Origin of the sequence: Streptomyces sp. DG1A-41, assembly GCF_037055355.1 — a bacterium.
Lineage (GTDB): Bacteria > Actinomycetota > Actinomycetes > Streptomycetales > Streptomycetaceae > Streptomyces.
Map to the genome: position 1 here is coordinate 6,521,906 of NZ_CP146350.1, position 14,457 is coordinate 6,536,362.

Here is a 14,457-nt window from a genome sequence, read left to right on the forward strand (position 1 = left end):
AGCAGTCAGAAGGGCTGCACCACGCCATGGTTCTGTTCAGGGGTACCAGGAAAACACGCCGGAGACTGTGAGGAGTCGACGGCTCGCATTCCTTGGTTGTGTTCGTAAGGTCGCTACATGACCGTTTTGGATGAGGCGCCGGGTGAGCCGACCGACGCGCACGGACGCGTGGCCGAACTGCACGAGATCCGTGCGCAGGCGGTGGCCGGACCGAGCGAGAAGGCGACCAAGGCGCAGCACGCCAAGGGCAAGCTGACCGCGCGGGAGCGCATCGAACTTCTCCTCGACCCGGATTCCTTCCGCGAGGTCGAGCAGCTGCGCCGGCACCGGGCCACGGGCTTCGGTCTGGAGGCCAAGAAGCCGTACACCGACGGTGTGATCACCGGCTGGGGCACGGTGGAGGGCCGGACGGTCTTCGTCTACGCCCATGACTTCCGCATCTTCGGCGGCGCCCTGGGCGAGGCCCACGCCACGAAGATCCACAAGATCATGGACATGGCCATCGCAGCCGGTGCCCCGCTGGTGTCGCTGAACGACGGCGCGGGCGCCCGCATCCAGGAGGGCGTCTCGGCGCTCGCGGGCTACGGCGGCATCTTCCAGCGCAACACCAAGGCGAGCGGGGTCATCCCGCAGATCTCGGTGATGCTGGGCCCGTGCGCGGGCGGCGCCGCCTACAGCCCGGCCCTCACCGACTTCGTGTTCATGGTCCGCGAGACCTCGCAGATGTTCATCACCGGCCCGGACGTCGTCAAGGCGGTCACCGGCGAGGAGATCACGCAGAACGGCCTGGGCGGCGCGGACGTGCACGCCGAGACGAGCGGCGTCTGCCACTTCGCCTACGACGACGAAGAGACCTGCATCGCCGAGGTCCGCTACCTCCTGTCCCTCCTCCCGCAGAACAACCGCGAGAACCCGCCCCGCGCCGAGTCGTCGGACCCCGCCGACCGCCGCAGCGACGTCCTCCTGGACCTGGTCCCGGCGGACGGCAACCGGCCGTATGACATGGCCAAGGTCATCGAGGAGATCGTCGACGACGGCGACTACCTGGAGGTCCACGAGCGCTGGGCCCGCAACATCATCTGCGCACTGGGCCGGATGGACGGCCAGGTCGTCGGCATCATCGCCAACCAGCCGCAGGTGCTCGCCGGTGTCCTGGACATCGAGGCCTCCGAGAAGGCGGCCCGCTTCGTCCAGATGTGCGACGCCTTCAACATCCCGATCGTCACCTTTCTGGACGTCCCCGGCTTTCTCCCGGGCGTCGACCAGGAGCACGGTGGCATCATCCGCCACGGCGCGAAGCTCCTCTACGCCTACTGCAACGCGACCGTGCCGAGGATCTCGCTGATCCTGCGCAAGGCCTACGGAGGTGCGTACATCGTCATGGACAGCCAGTCCATCGGTGCCGACCTCACCTACGCCTGGCCGACCAACGAGATCGCCGTCATGGGCGCGGAGGGTGCGGCCAACGTCATCTTCCGCCGCCAGATCGCCGAGGCCGAGGACCCCGAGGCCATGCGGGCCCGCATGGTCAAGGAGTACAAGTCCGAGCTCATGCACCCCTACTACGCTGCCGAGCGCGGCCTGGTCGACGACGTGATCGACCCCGCGGAAACCCGCGAGGTCCTCATCAAGTCCCTCGCGATGCTCCAGACCAAGCACGCCGACCTGCCCTCCCGCAAGCACGGCAACCCGCCCCAGTAACCCGGCGGATCCATCGCGGCAACCCCGCGGACCTCTCTCTCACGGAGACTGACACCCATGGACACCCCTGACATCCGCGTCGAGAAGGGCCACGCCGAGCCCGAGGAAGTCGCCGCCATCACGGCGATCCTCCTGGCCCGCGCCGCCGCCGGCCCCACGGACCCGACCCCGACCCACCGCGGCCGCGTGAAGGCAGGCTGGCGCCGCCTGGAGCGCGAGCCGGGCTTCAGGGCGCCGCACAGCTGGCGCTGAGCTTTTCAACGCGCTCACGGCCTCGTCCTCCTTCGGGAGGGCGGGGCCGTGGTGCTGTGGTCACACGATGACGACGTGCACGCCGGGGATGTCGAACGCGGTCGGGTCGTCGGGCAGGGCGCAGTTCGCCAGTTCCATGACCTCACTGTGGGAGGAGGGAAGGGCCCGGTTTCCAGCCAGGCGGACACGTCGACGCGGTAAAGGCAGAGATACTCCAGCCGGGGCAGGCCAGTCAGAGTTTCGCCGCCTCGGGGCAGGTGGACGCCTTTCGTCATCAGTCCCAGCCACATGATCCGGTCATGCTTGAGGCTCGCTGGGTCGAGCGAGGAGTCGATAGTCAGCAAGCCCAAGTAGCCCAGGGCCGTCGGCAGGCACACATCGCGGAGGTCGGTCAGGCCGTGGCAACTGATGTAGAGGGCCTCCAGCGCCAGGAGTGCGCCGGCGCAGCACTCGGCGGAGAGTACCTCGTACAGGCGGGATTCCGCCTCGCTCATCCCCACCGGTGCGCGCACCGACCTGATACGGCGGATCAGATCCGCCGCGTTGGCCTCCGCCGCGAGCACGGCCTCGTCCGAGAGGTCCGCCCGCGCGCGTGTCGCACACCGCGTCGATCACGGCCTGCCGCCCGGCCTAGTCCAGCCCTCGGATCTCGTGCTCCGGATACGGCTCCAGCCAGTCGAACACCGCGTCGGTGATCTGCCCGAACTGCCGCTCCACACTCCGTTGCAGCCGCAAGTCCGGGCACCCGAACCCGTACCAGCTCCGCCAGCGACAGGTGCCGCTCCTGCTGTCGCCGCCTGCCGCCCAGCCAGATGTCGCCGCCGTCTTCGCCACGGTCGTCCCCAGCCGTAACGCCGCCGCCTCCGCGCTCATCGCGCCCCCCTCCCGAAAACACCTGCGGCCCCCACTCCTCCCACAGGAGGAACGAGGGCCGCGGGGCGAACGTGCCGATTACCGCAGGCGTGCCATCAGCGCGTGCTCGACGAGCGTGATCAGCGTCGACTTCGCGTCCGCGCGGTGGCGGGCGTCCGTCGTGATGATCGGGGCATCCGGGCCGATCTGAAGGGCTTCGCGGACCTCGTCCGGCGTGTACGGCTGCTGCCCGTCGAAGCCGTTCAGCGCGATCACGAACGGCAGGCCGCTGTTCTCGAAGTAGTCGACGGCCGGGAAGCAGTCGGCGAGGCGCCGGGTGTCCACGAGCACCACCGCGCCGATCGCGCCGCGCACCAGGTCGTCCCACATGAACCAGAACCGGTCCTGGCCCGGCGTACCGAAGAGGTACAGGATCAGGTCCTGGTCCAGGGTGATACGGCCGAAGTCCATGGCGACCGTCGTGGTCGTCTTGTCCCCGGTGTGGGTGAGGTCGTCGATGCCGGCCGAAGCGGACGTCATGACGGCCTCTGTGCGCAGCGGATTGATCTCCGAGACGGCGCCGACGAACGTGGTCTTGCCCACGCCGAAGCCGCCAGCCACCACGATCTTCGCGGACGTGGTGGAGCGGGAAGGCCCTCCGCTAGAGCTTGCGAAGTCCACTGAGCACCCTTTCGAGCAGTGTCACGTCTGGCTGGCCGCCGGCGTTCTCGTCGCCGCCGGGCTGATGGATGGCGACCAGTCCCGCCTCCGCCAAATCGGCGACGAGGATCCTGGCCACGCCGAGAGGGATCGTGAGGAGCGCCGAGATCTCGGCGACCGACTTGATTTCCCGGCAGAGGTTGCAGATCCGCTGATGCTCGGGCAACTGGCCCTGCATCTGGTGCGGCTGCGCAGTGGTGTGCACCAGCGCCTCGATGGCGAGCTGGTAACGCGGGCGGGTCCGGCCACCGGTCATGGCGTACGGACGCACCAACGGGTTGTGGTTGTTCGACGCCCCGCCGGGCGCCGGCTCCGAGGTGCGGCGCTGCGGCTGCACGGGCTGGATGCGCGGCGCCGACGGCTGGTCGTACGGCGACGGGCCGGGGCCCTGCGGCGCGTACGGCTGCCGGTGGCTCGGTGCGGAGGGGAAGTTGTAACGGTTCGGGTTCTGCCCACCGTCGCCCTGGCCCTGGGCAGGGCCGTACGACCAGTTGCCCGAAGACGAACCGCCTGGGGGTGTTGCCACTTTCTCCTCCTCCGACTGTGCCTGGCACCCATCGCTGTGGAGCCGCGTCCCGAAACCTTACGGCCACGGGAGGCCAAAACGCACCGTCCGTCTGTTAGTTGAGCAGGCTCCCCTGGAGCTCCGCACGAAGGTCCGGTGTCAGGACCGTACCGGCTCGGTCAACCAGCAGCGCCATCTCGTATCCGACGAGGCCGATGTCAGCCTCCGGATGTGCGAGAACCGCGAGCGACGAGCCGTCGGAGATGGACATGATGAACAGGAATCCCCGCTCCATCTCCACAACCGTCTGGTTGACGCTTCCGCCCTCGAAGATCCGGGAGGCGCCTGCGGTCAAGGACGTCAAACCGGAGGCGACGGCCGCGAGCTGGTCGGCGCGGTCGCGGGGGAAGCCTTCGGACATCGCCAGAAGGAGTCCGTCGGCGGAGACCACCACCGTGTGGGACACCCCCGGGGTGTTGTCCACGAAGTTGGTGATCAACCAGTTCAGGTTCTGTGCCGCCTGGCTCATCGGGCTCACACTAACGCTCCTGGTTGTAGGTGCTGTCAGGACCGAAGCCCTGGCCGTTCGTTTCACTGCCTGCGTTGCGACCGCGCTGTACGCCGCGACGCAGGTTGCTCAGCCTGCCCCGGACGTCCTCCGGGGCGCGGGAGACCTGTGGGCCTCCCTGGTGAGTGCTCTCGGCGGAACCCTCGATCAGGTTGGCCTTGGGCACCCTCCTCGGCAGGCCGGAGGAGGTGACCCCGCCCGCCTTGGGCTTCCGGAGCTGCGAGGCCTGCTGCCACCGCTCGTCGTTCGCCGAGCGCCAGTCGCCGTCGCCGTTGCTCTCCGGGGTGGAGGCCGGAGGCTCCTGGCTCGCGTGCCGGGCGCCGCCCGTCGCACCGCTCGCGGCGGACCCGCGGCGGGGAAGCCCGGCGTCGGTCAGCGAGGGTGCGGCGGAGTGGGCCGGTCCCGGACGGTCGAAGCCTACGCGGTCCTGCTCACTCGCGTCAGCGGCCTGCGCAGATTCCGTTTCCTGGGCCTGAGAAGAGTACTGGCTCGGGTAGCCGTTCTGGTAACCGTCCTGCTGCGGCCAGTCGTCCTGGTAGCGCCGCTGCTCGAAGGCGGGGAAGCTGCCGGGCGCACCCGCACCCGGCGCCGAGGGCCCCTCCTGTGCCGGCTCCGCATAGGAGGAGGGCTCCGGGTAGCCGCCGTTCGGCGAGAAGGTGTCGTTCTGCGGCAGACCGCCGTTCGGCGCGTAGTACTGCTCGTCGTACGCGGCCCGCTGCGGCTCCTCGTACGCCGTCTGCTGCCGCTCCTCGTACGGCGCCTGCTGCTCCTCGTACGGCGACTGACGGTCGTACGCGCCGGGCTGCTCCGGGTAGCCGGTCTGACCGGTGTCGTAGGCCTGGCCGGAGTCGTAGCCCTGCTGCCCGTGGAACTCCTCGCGGTATCCGGGCGTCTCGGCCTGCTCCTGGGCGTTCTGGCCGGGCAGGGCGGGCTGCTGGTGCGACTGGGCCTCAAGGGCCGCCCTGCGCTCCTCGCGCATCAGGGAGCGGCCGACGGGGTCCAGCTCGCGTATGTCGTCGGGGACGTCGGAGTAGCGGCTGTCGTCGAAGCCGAGCTCCGCCGCCGTGCGCATGGGCTGCTGGTTGAAGTTCTCGCCGCCGCCGAAGTTCTGCTCCGGGATGATCTGCGAGACGGTGAACTCGTCGCGGTCCACGTGCTGCTCACCGCCACCACCGTGGGTGATCGCGTCGGGCAGCATGACGAGCGAGGTCGTGCCGGCCTGCTCGCCCGAGGGGCGCAGCTGGACGCGGATGCCGTGCCGGTCGGACAGCCGGCCGACCACGAACAGGCCCATGCGCTGCGAGATCGCGGCGTCCACGGTCGGCGGGTTGGCCAGCTTGTGGTTGATGTCCGCGAAGTCCTCGGCGGTCAGGCCGATGCCCTTGTCGTGGATCTCGATCATCACGCGGCCGTCGGGGAGACGGGTCGCGGTGACGCGGACCTTGGTCTGCGGGGAGGAGAACGTGGTGGCGTTCTCCAGCAGCTCGGCGAGCAGGTGCACGAGGTCGGTCACGGCCCGGCCGTGGATCTCGGCCTCCGGGACGCCGGACAGCTCGATGCGCTCGTACTGTTCCACCTCGGAGGAGGCGGCGCGCAGCACGTCGACCAGCGGCACCGGCTGGTCCCAGCGGCGGCCCGGCTCCTCGCCGGCGAGGACCAGGAGGTTCTCGCCGTTGCGGCGCATACGGGTCGCGAGGTGGTCCAGCCTGAAGAGGTTCTCCAGCTGGTCCGGGTCGGCCTCGTTGTTCTCCAGGTCGGTGATCAGGGTCAGCTGGCCCTCGATCAGCGACTGGTTGCGGCGCGAGAGGTTGGTGAAGATCGCGTTGATGTTGCCCCGCAGCAGGGCCTGCTCGGCGGCGAGCCGGACGGCCTCGCGGTGGACCTGGTCGAAGGCGCGGGCGACCTCGCCGATCTCGTCGGTGGTGGTGATCGGGATGGCCTGGACACGGGTGTCGACGCGGCCGGGGTCGGTGCGCGAGAGCTGGTCGACCAGCATCGGCAGGCGCTGCTCGGCGATGCCGAAGGCGGCGTTGCGCAGCTGGCGCATCGAGCGGCTCATCTGGCGGGCCACCGCGCCGGCCAGGATGAAGGCGAGGAGCAGCGCGACGACGACGGCGGCACCGGTGATGTAGGCGTCGCGCTGGGCGCTGTCGGCGATGTCGGAGGCTTCGCTCACGGCCTTGTCGGCCAGGTCCGTCTCGATCTTCTCGTAGGCGTTGAACTTGAGCGTGTTGACCGCCCACCAGTTCTCGGCGGTGATGCCCTTCTCGGCTAGGGCGGCGCGGGCGCTCGGGTCCGTGGTCTGGAGCGTCGCGACGGCCGAGACCATCGTCTCCGGCTTGGACGGCGGGGGGACGTAGTCCGGGTTCTTGGCCTTGGCCTCCCGGGCCATCGCGGCACCGTCTGCCCTGAGCTTGGCCTCGGCCGCCTCGAGCTTGGCCGCGTCCTGTTCGGTGCCGCCGCCGATGTACTCCTGCACGGCGATGCGCTCGAGGTAGGCGTACGAGGACAGGGCGATGCGCTGGCTGGCCAGGTTGCCGTCGTCCGGGCCCGGCTTGGTCAGGATGTGCATGCCGATGGAGCGCTGGAGCGACAGGGCCGCCTTCGTCAGCTCGATGGCGTACACGGTCCGGCCGTAGCTGGTGATGTTGCCGGTGCCGAGGCCCAGCTCGTTGGCGAACTCCGTCAGCGGGTGGGCGACCTCGACGTAGCCCTCCTCGGTCTGTACGCCCTTGAGCTTGGAGGTGTACGCGACCTGACGCAGCGTCTGGAGCTTGGGCTCCACCTCGCGGAACAGCTTCAGGCGGCGCTCCAGGCCGGGCTTGGCCGGCATGCTCTGGGCCGCGGTGTCGAAGGCGTCGGCCGCCTCGTCGGTGGTCTTGCGGACCTCGGCGACGGTCGCCTTGTCCTGGGCGGTCTGGGCGCTGCCCTTCAGCAGGGGGGCCGCGGAGGTGTCGCGCTCGTTGTAGAGGGCGTTGGCGTACAGGAGGGACGCCCGCACCAGACGCGCGGTGTTCTCCGCGTCCTCGGCCTCCTGCCAGGTGTCGATCGAGCTCTTCACCTGGAAGCCGCCCATGACAAGGCCGACCAGCACGGGTATGAGCAGGATCGCGTTGAGTCTGGTCGCCACACGCCAGTTGCGCGGGGAGAGACGGCCGCCGCTCGGGGCGGGCGCGGCCGATGGCTCCGAACCGGGCACGGGAGCGGGCGCCGCTGTGCGCGGCGGCGGGGTGAAGTTGCCCCGGGCCGACGGCTCGGGACTGTTCTTGCTTCGCCTCACTCGACCAACAACCTCTCGGCGGTCGGCACCAACGTTGTGCCGCGGTTTCTCAGAGCCCGGTACGCCATCGACTGATGTGTACGTCATTGACTATTGGGCAGTTCAGGCATTCCAGCACGACGACCTGCGCTCTTCCAAACAGTCCGAGGTGGGGATTCCGAGGGGTGTAAGCCCCGCGTAAAACGGTCATAAAGAGCGAGCCCCGCCAAAAGGCGGGGCGATTGTGCGCGCAGCGAGACCGGATGTGCGCGACGCGTGGCCGTACCACCAGATTCCTCTGCCGAAACGTTATGAACACCTTGGCCGACCGTGTCAAAGGACACAGTCGGCTCCGGTGCATCTACGACAACTGCCGTACAGCGCTTCTGAATTGGGTGCTACCTCAACCGTGCCATCAGAGCGTGCTCGACCAGCGTGATCAGGGCACTCTTCGCGTCGGCCCGGTGCCGGGCGTCCGTCGTGATGATGGGGGTGTCCGGGCCGATCTGGAGGGCTTCGCGGACCTCGTCCGGCGTGTACGGCTGCTGGCCGTCGAAGCCGTTGAGGGCGATGACGAACGGCAGGCCGCTGTTCTCGAAGTAGTCGACCGCGGGGAAGCAGTCGGCGAGACGGCGGGTGTCCACGAGCACCACCGCGCCGATCGCGCCGCGCACCAGGTCGTCCCACATGAACCAGAACCGGTCCTGGCCCGGCGTACCGAAGAGGTACAGGATCAGGTCCTGGTCCAGGGTGATACGGCCGAAGTCCATGGCCACCGTGGTGGTGGTCTTGTCCCCGGTGTGGGTGAGGTCGTCGATGCCCGCACTCGCGGAGGTCATCACGGCCTCCGTGCGCAGCGGGTTGATCTCCGAGACGGCGCCGACGAACGTGGTCTTGCCCACGCCGAAGCCGCCCGCCACCACGATCTTCGCGGAGGTGGTGGAACGACCCGCGTCAGAGCTTGCGAAGTCCACTGAGCACCCTTTCGAGCAGTGTCACGTCCGGCGCGCCGGTGGCCTCGTCGCCGCCCGGCTGGTGGATCGCGACGAGACCGGCCTCCGCGAGGTCCGCGACCAGGATCCGGGCCACACCCAGCGGCATGTTGAGCAGCGCCGAGACCTCGGCGACCGACTTCACCTCACGGCACAGGTGGCAGATGCGCTGGTGCTCCGGGAGCAGCCCCATGAGCGTCGCGGGATCGGCGGTCGTGCTGATCAGTGCCTCTATGGCCAGCTGGTAACGCGGCCGGGTCCGGCCGCCGGTCATGGCGTACGGCCGGACCAGCGGCTGGTCGCCCTCGTCCTCGTACGGCTCCGCGTACGGATCATGAGAGGCGGGGGGCGGGGTCATGGGTCCTCCGGGCGGGACAGCAAGTCGGTCAGTCGAGCCGTCTGACGAGGCCTGTGTGGGGGCTGTGGCGGCCGGACGGTGAAGTGGTGAGACGGGTGGTGCCGGGGCCGATCAATGGAGCAGACTGCCTTGGAGCTCAGCTCGCAGGTCGGGGGTGAGGACCGCGCCCGCGCGGTCGACCAGGAGCGCCATCTCGTAGCCGACGAGGCCGATGTCGCAGTCGGGGTGGGCGAGGACCGCCAGCGACGAGCCGTCCGAGATGGACATCAGGAACATGAATCCCCGCTCCATCTCCACGACCGTCTGCGCGACGTCGCCCCCCTCGAAGATCCGGGAGGCGCCTGCCGTCAGGGACGTCAGACCGGAGGCGACAGCCGCGAGCTGGTCCGCGCGGTCGCGCGGAAAGCCCTCCGACAGCGCCAGGAGGAGACCGTCGGCGGACACGACGACGGTGTGGGACACCCCGGGGGTGTTGTCCACGAAGTTGGTGATCAACCAGTTGAGATTCTGTGCCGCCTGGCTCATCGGACTCAACTAACGCTCCTGCTGGTGAGAGGGCCGAGGGAAGCTGCCGGTCTGGGTGGACCCGGCCTGACGACCCTGTGCAATACCGCGGCGGAGATTGGTCAGCCGACCGCGTACGTCATCGGGGGCACGCGAGATCTGCGGACCGCTCTGCTGGGGCTGCTGCTGAGCCGTGCCCGGAACGAGGTTCGCCCGGGGCACCCGGCGCGGCAGGCCGGAGGTGGTGACACCGCCGGCGGCGGGCTGGCGGACGCGCTCGGCCTGGCGGACGAGGTCGTCGTTCGGCGAGCTGCGCCAGCCGGCGGAGCGGACCGCTGCGGACCGCGGGATCCCTGCGGCTGTTGCTGGGCCGGAGCCGAGCTGTTGCTCTGCTGCTGCTCCTGCTGGCCGTGGAACCAGTTGGTTTCGAGCGTGTCGTACAGCGGCGTACGCCCGTCGCCCGGACCCGACGCCGGCGGCAGGGCCTCGGGCTCCTGCCGGGCGGGCCGTGCCTGGGGGGCGGGCGGTCGCGGGGCGCCGAAGTCGGCCCCGCCCCGGGCGCCGCCTGCCTGCGACCGCTCGAACTGGCCCGTGCCCGCCGGGTCGGCCGGGGTGGCCGGACCGGGGAGGGTGGGCCGGCCGGAGCCGTCGTCCTGGCGCGGCGCGGGGTACTGGCCGGTGGCGCCGTTGTCCTGGCGAGGTGCGTGGTACTGGCCCGTGGAACCGTTGTCGTAGGACTGCGGAGCCGGGTACTGGCCCGTAGAGCCGTTGTCGTAGGACTGCGGAGCCGGGTACTGGCCCGTGGTGGGCGACGGGTCGCGGCGGCCGGCCGGGGCGCCGAAGACGTCCGGGCGGACGAACTGGCCCGAACCCTGCGAGCCGTCCGTGCCGGGAAGGCCGAACCGGTCCGCGTGCTGGGGGCCGCCCGTGCCGAAGTCCGCCGGAGAGTCGGGGCCCTGCCGGTCGATGTCGCGCGGGACGGCCGGGAGCTCCGCCGTCGAACCCGGGCCCTGGCGGTCGTCGATCCGCGGCATCGGAGAGGTACGGGAGACGTCCGGCTCCTCGTGCCCGCGCGGGGTGTCCAGCGAGGCACGCGGCATCGGCGGCTGGGCGTTCTCATCGCTCCAGCTCGGCACGCGGGGCTGCGGGTCACCGCCGGGCAGCTCGGCCCGCGGACCGCCGCGCGGCGGCAGCTGCGGATGACGGCCCTGGCCCTGCTCGGCGTTGCCCGGGCGCTGCCGGCCCCGGCCCTGGCCCTGCGGCCCGTTCGTACCCGCGGCCTGCAAGCCCTGCGGGGCACCCGGCGCCTGACCGTACCCGGCACCGGCGGAAGCAGGACGGCTCTGCGGCGGCGCGGGGGGAGCGCTCTGCTCGAACAACGACGGGGACCTGTCGGAACCCTGCGGTCCGCGCCCTCCGCCCGGACGGCCACCGTCCGCGTCCCGCCCGGGCAGCTCGGCCCGCGGACCCTGCCCGGCACCGAGCCGGCCACCGCCGGACGGCGCACCGCCACCGGACGCACCGGCTCCGAGGGCGCCACCGCCCTGGCCGGCACCGGCGGCACGACGGGCCGCGGCCGCACCGGCGGCGGCCTGCGCCGCGGCCGGTCCGCCACCGCCGACGGGCGGCTGGCCGGGCTGCTTGGGCTGGGGCTTCTTGCCGCCCTGGGCGACGTCGACGGGCAGCATGACCAGCGCGGTCGTACCACCGGAGTCGGAGGGGCGCAGCTGGATGCGGATGCCGTGCCGCTGGGACAGCCGGCCGACCACGAACAGACCCATGCGGCGGGAGACGGAGACGTCCACCGTCGGGGGAGAGGCGAGCCGCTCGTTGATCGCGGCGAGGTCCTCCGGCGACAGACCGATACCGGTGTCGTGGATCTCGATCAGCACCCGGCCGTCGGGCAGGGCGTGACCGGTGACCTTGACCTTGGTCTGCGGTGAGGAGAACGAGGTCGCGTTCTCCAGCAGCTCGGCGAGCAGGTGCACGAGGTCGTTGACGACCCGGCCGGCCACCTCGGTGGTCGGTACGGAGGCCAGCTCGATGCGCTCGTACTGCTCCACCTCGGACGCGGCGGCGCGGAGCACGTCGACCAGCGGGACCGGGCGGGTCCACCGGCGGCCGGGCTCCTCACCCGCGAGAACCAGCAGGTTCTCACCGTTACGGCGCATGCGCGTGGCGAGGTGGTCGAGCTTGAACAGCGAGGACAGCTGGTCCGGGTCGGCCTCGCGGGACTCCAGTTCGGAGATCAGCGACAGCTGGCGCTGGATCAGACCCTGGGAGCGGCGCGAGAGGTTGGTGAACATCGCGTTGACGTTGCCCCGCAACAGGGCCTGCTCGGCGGCGAGGCGGACCGCCTCGCGGTGCACGTCGTCGAAGGCCGCGGCCACCCGGCCGATCTCGTCCCGGGAGTGCACACCGACCGACTCCACGGACGTGTCGACGTCCTGCGGGTCGGACTCGGAGAGCTGCTTGACCAGCTCGGGCAGACGGTCGGAGGCGACCTTGGTCGCGGTCTCCTCCAGACGGCGCAGCGAGCGGATCATGGAGCGGGCCACGACGAAGGCGCCGACCAGCGACACACCGAGCACGAGGAGGATCAGCGCACCGGAGATGATCGCGTCGCGCTCGGTGGCGCTGCGCAGCTCTCGGGCCTTCTGTTCCATCTCCTCGAGCAGCGTGTGCTCGATGTTCTTCATCTGCTGGATCTTGGTGGAGCTGTCGTCCAGCCAGTCGCGGTAGGACCGCTTGTCCTGCTGCGCGAGTCCGCTCGCGGAGACCAGGGCACGACCCGCGTAGGTGTCGGTCGCCTTGATCGTGGAGTTGCCGCCGTCCTCGATGGGCTTGAGCAGCTCGGCGGCGGAGTCCTCGCCGTAGATGCTCTTGAAGCTGCGGATCTCGGACTTCTGGCTCTCCAGGGCCGACTCGGCGTAGAGCCGGTCGTTCGGCGAGAGCTTGCCGGTCGTGTTGTCGCTCGCGGGCAGTGCCGCCGCGAGGGCCGCGCGCTGGATCGAGGAGTACTCCTTGGCGGAGGAGAACGCCGCCAGAGCACGCGTGCGCTGGATCATGTCCGGGTTGCTGGTCGCCTCGGCCATGTCCTGCGAGAGGTCGATCAGGTTCTCGATCAGACGGTGGTACGCCTCGATCGTCTGCGTGGAGTTGCCCTCGGAGGCGTAGGCGCTCTTGCGGATCTGCTCCAGGTCGCCCAGCTCGCCGGCGAGCTGGACGAGGTACTCGCGGACGCCCTTGAGGTTGCCGTCCTTGCTGGCGCCGTCGATCTCCTCGGACGCGTCGAGGAAGTTCTTCCTCGCCCGGTCGGTCTTCTCACGCAGCCCCTTGACCGTGAAGTCGGTCGCCTTGCCGCCGTGCGCGAGCGGGCCGGCCGACTGGTCGCGCTCCTCCTGGAGGGCGGCGGACAGCTCGGTGGCCTGCTTGGTCATGTCCGTCAGCAGCTTCATGTTGTCGAGCTGCTGGATGTCGTCCATGGACTGGTTGATACGCAGCGCGCCCAGCGAGGTGGCCGCGACCACCGGGAGGGCGAGCAGCGAGACCAGACGGGTGGAGATGCGCCAGTTGCGCAGGGCTATTCGCGGGCCGGGGCCTGCCGGGCCGGCCGGCGGCTTCAGGGGCGGGGCCGGGCTCGCGGACCCCGTGGGGGCCGACGCACCGGGGTGCCCGGGGCGCTCCCCGCCGTCACCGGCCGGGCCCTGGTTCTGGGCGTGCTGGGGCGAGGGACCTCGGTCGGTCCCGCCGTGCGGCTCCGGCTCCGCCGAAGCGCTGCCATCCCTCTTGAAACGTCCCTGCACTAGCGTCGCAACCTCTGGACCAGGCGCCCCATCGCGTGAACGGCGGGGCACGGTGTCGGCGTTCTGGGGACGCCCTGAGTACGCCCCCGTGGTGGTCGTGAGTGACCGGCGCTGGCTCCCCCTTCTCACCGCCACTCGGCGCGTCTGTGCGCCCCCTGTGCGCCGGCTCGATCCTGCGGCGGTCCGTGGCATTCCAGCACAGCACAGGATCTCCAACAAGGCTCGTAGGCCATGCCGTGACATAGGTGACACCACGTGAGTGCCGAATCACCGGACGTAGAAAGCGAGTTCGTCCATTTCGGACGTATGCCCGCGAGTCGCCGAGGGGTGACGGGTGTCCCAGTCGCCATGATCAGCAGCGGAATGATGGCTTCAGTGGGTCAATGTCCGTTTCGTTGGGGTGGCACGCAAGCCCGAATTGACCGATTCGCCCCCTGATTCGTGAGGAAACTCACATGCCAATCATGAGCTCCTCGCGATTGAGCCGGGAATCCCATGTTTAGCCTGACGCTTTACAGAGATGGCAAAACCGACAACCCGCGCCCGTGTGAGGGTCCTGCGCGCCCTCCCGGCGCCCGTCACAGAACAGGGTCAAGTAAACAGTGAAGACGACGACGATGTTCCACAAGATCGCAAACCCGCGACGCACGACGCTGGCGCACCTGGACGACGCCGACGAACTGCAGACGCCGGAACAGCCGGAGCACCGCGTCGAACTCCCCGCTCAGACTGCCAACCCCAAGCGCACCATCCTCACCGAGGTTCCCGTCGCGGCCACCGCTGCCGCGGAGTGACATCCGGTAGTACGCGTACCGGCCGCCGGATGCTCACGGCGACGGGACACCGGCGTCGAAGGGGCGCCCCGGCGACGGGGGCGCCCCTTCGTCATGGGCGCGGCGCGGGCCCTTCCCCGCGTTAGCCTGGAGCGTCAGACTCCAGC

Annotated in this window: 11 protein-coding genes and 1 pseudogene; 3 read left to right on the forward strand and 9 right to left on the reverse strand. The window is 70.1% G+C overall.

Annotated elements, in window-relative coordinates:
- Positions 1 to 117 precede the first annotated feature (117 nt).
- Entirely contained in the window at positions 118 to 1,701 is a 1,584-nt protein-coding gene (locus V8690_RS30575; protein WP_338783333.1) for an acyl-CoA carboxylase subunit beta, read from the forward strand.
- A gap of 57 nt (positions 1,702 to 1,758) precedes the next feature.
- Positions 1,759 to 1,953, forward strand: a complete 195-nt coding sequence (locus tag V8690_RS30580; RefSeq protein WP_338783334.1) for an acyl-CoA carboxylase subunit epsilon — start codon at positions 1,759 to 1,761, stop codon at positions 1,951 to 1,953.
- 630 nt (positions 1,954 to 2,583) lie between these two features.
- Here V8690_RS30580 and V8690_RS30585 read toward each other — a convergent pair.
- The 9 genes and pseudogenes from V8690_RS30585 to V8690_RS30625 all read right to left on the reverse strand — a co-directional run bounded on the left by V8690_RS30585 (position 2,584) and on the right by V8690_RS30625 (position 13,517).
- The gene (locus V8690_RS30585; RefSeq protein ID WP_338783335.1) at positions 2,584 to 2,826 is read right to left on the reverse strand and encodes a hypothetical protein; all 243 of its coding nucleotides are present in this window, start codon (positions 2,824 to 2,826) and stop codon (positions 2,584 to 2,586) included.
- Between the two features lie 78 nt (positions 2,827 to 2,904).
- Positions 2,905 to 3,486, reverse strand: a complete 582-nt coding sequence (locus V8690_RS30590; RefSeq protein ID WP_338783336.1) for an ATP/GTP-binding protein — start codon at positions 3,484 to 3,486, stop codon at positions 2,905 to 2,907.
- Entirely contained in the window at positions 3,467 to 4,051 is a 585-nt protein-coding gene (locus V8690_RS30595) for a DUF742 domain-containing protein (RefSeq protein ID WP_338783338.1), read from the reverse strand. Before V8690_RS30595 ends, V8690_RS30590 begins: the two co-directional genes overlap by 20 nt.
- 94 nt (positions 4,052 to 4,145) lie before the next feature.
- The gene (locus tag V8690_RS30600; RefSeq protein WP_033321188.1) at positions 4,146 to 4,559 is read right to left on the reverse strand and encodes a roadblock/LC7 domain-containing protein; all 414 of its coding nucleotides are present in this window, start codon (positions 4,557 to 4,559) and stop codon (positions 4,146 to 4,148) included.
- Between the two features lie 10 nt (positions 4,560 to 4,569).
- Complete coding sequence (locus V8690_RS30605; protein ID WP_338783339.1) at positions 4,570 to 7,878, reverse strand: nitrate- and nitrite sensing domain-containing protein; 3,309 nt, start codon at positions 7,876 to 7,878, stop codon at positions 4,570 to 4,572.
- Positions 7,879 to 8,255: 377 nt separating this feature from the next.
- The gene (locus V8690_RS30610) at positions 8,256 to 8,831 is read right to left on the reverse strand and encodes an ATP/GTP-binding protein (RefSeq protein ID WP_020271455.1); all 576 of its coding nucleotides are present in this window, start codon (positions 8,829 to 8,831) and stop codon (positions 8,256 to 8,258) included.
- On the reverse strand, positions 8,812 to 9,207 hold the full coding sequence (locus V8690_RS30615; protein ID WP_338783340.1) for a DUF742 domain-containing protein: 396 nt from the start codon (positions 9,205 to 9,207) through the stop codon (positions 8,812 to 8,814). Before V8690_RS30615 ends, V8690_RS30610 begins: the two co-directional genes overlap by 20 nt.
- 111 nt (positions 9,208 to 9,318) lie before the next feature.
- Complete coding sequence (locus V8690_RS30620; RefSeq protein WP_029181510.1) at positions 9,319 to 9,732, reverse strand: roadblock/LC7 domain-containing protein; 414 nt, start codon at positions 9,730 to 9,732, stop codon at positions 9,319 to 9,321.
- Positions 9,733 to 9,741: 9 nt separating this feature from the next.
- A pseudogene (locus V8690_RS30625) lies at positions 9,742 to 13,517 on the reverse strand (nitrate- and nitrite sensing domain-containing protein).
- Between the two features lie 602 nt (positions 13,518 to 14,119).
- Here V8690_RS30625 and V8690_RS30630 point away from each other — a divergent pair.
- On the forward strand, positions 14,120 to 14,311 hold the full coding sequence (locus V8690_RS30630) for a hypothetical protein (RefSeq protein WP_338785681.1): 192 nt from the start codon (positions 14,120 to 14,122) through the stop codon (positions 14,309 to 14,311).
- The last annotated feature ends 146 nt before the right edge of the window (positions 14,312 to 14,457 follow it).

Excerpts from the sequence above, each read along its gene's own strand:
- V8690_RS30575 (WP_338783333.1), top strand. The coding sequence starts at position 118 with ATGACCGTTTTGGATGAGGCGCCGGGTGAGCCGACCGACGCGCACGGA.
- V8690_RS30580 (WP_338783334.1), top strand. The coding sequence starts at position 1,759 with ATGGACACCCCTGACATCCGCGTCGAGAAGGGCCACGCCGAGCCCGAG.
- V8690_RS30585 (WP_338783335.1), bottom strand. The coding sequence starts at position 2,826 with ATGAGCGCGGAGGCGGCGGCGTTACGGCTGGGGACGACCGTGGCGAAG.
- V8690_RS30600 (WP_033321188.1), bottom strand. The coding sequence starts at position 4,559 with ATGAGCCAGGCGGCACAGAACCTGAACTGGTTGATCACCAACTTCGTG.
- V8690_RS30615 (WP_338783340.1), bottom strand. The coding sequence starts at position 9,207 with ATGACCCCGCCCCCCGCCTCTCATGATCCGTACGCGGAGCCGTACGAG.
- V8690_RS30620 (WP_029181510.1), bottom strand. The coding sequence starts at position 9,732 with ATGAGCCAGGCGGCACAGAATCTCAACTGGTTGATCACCAACTTCGTG.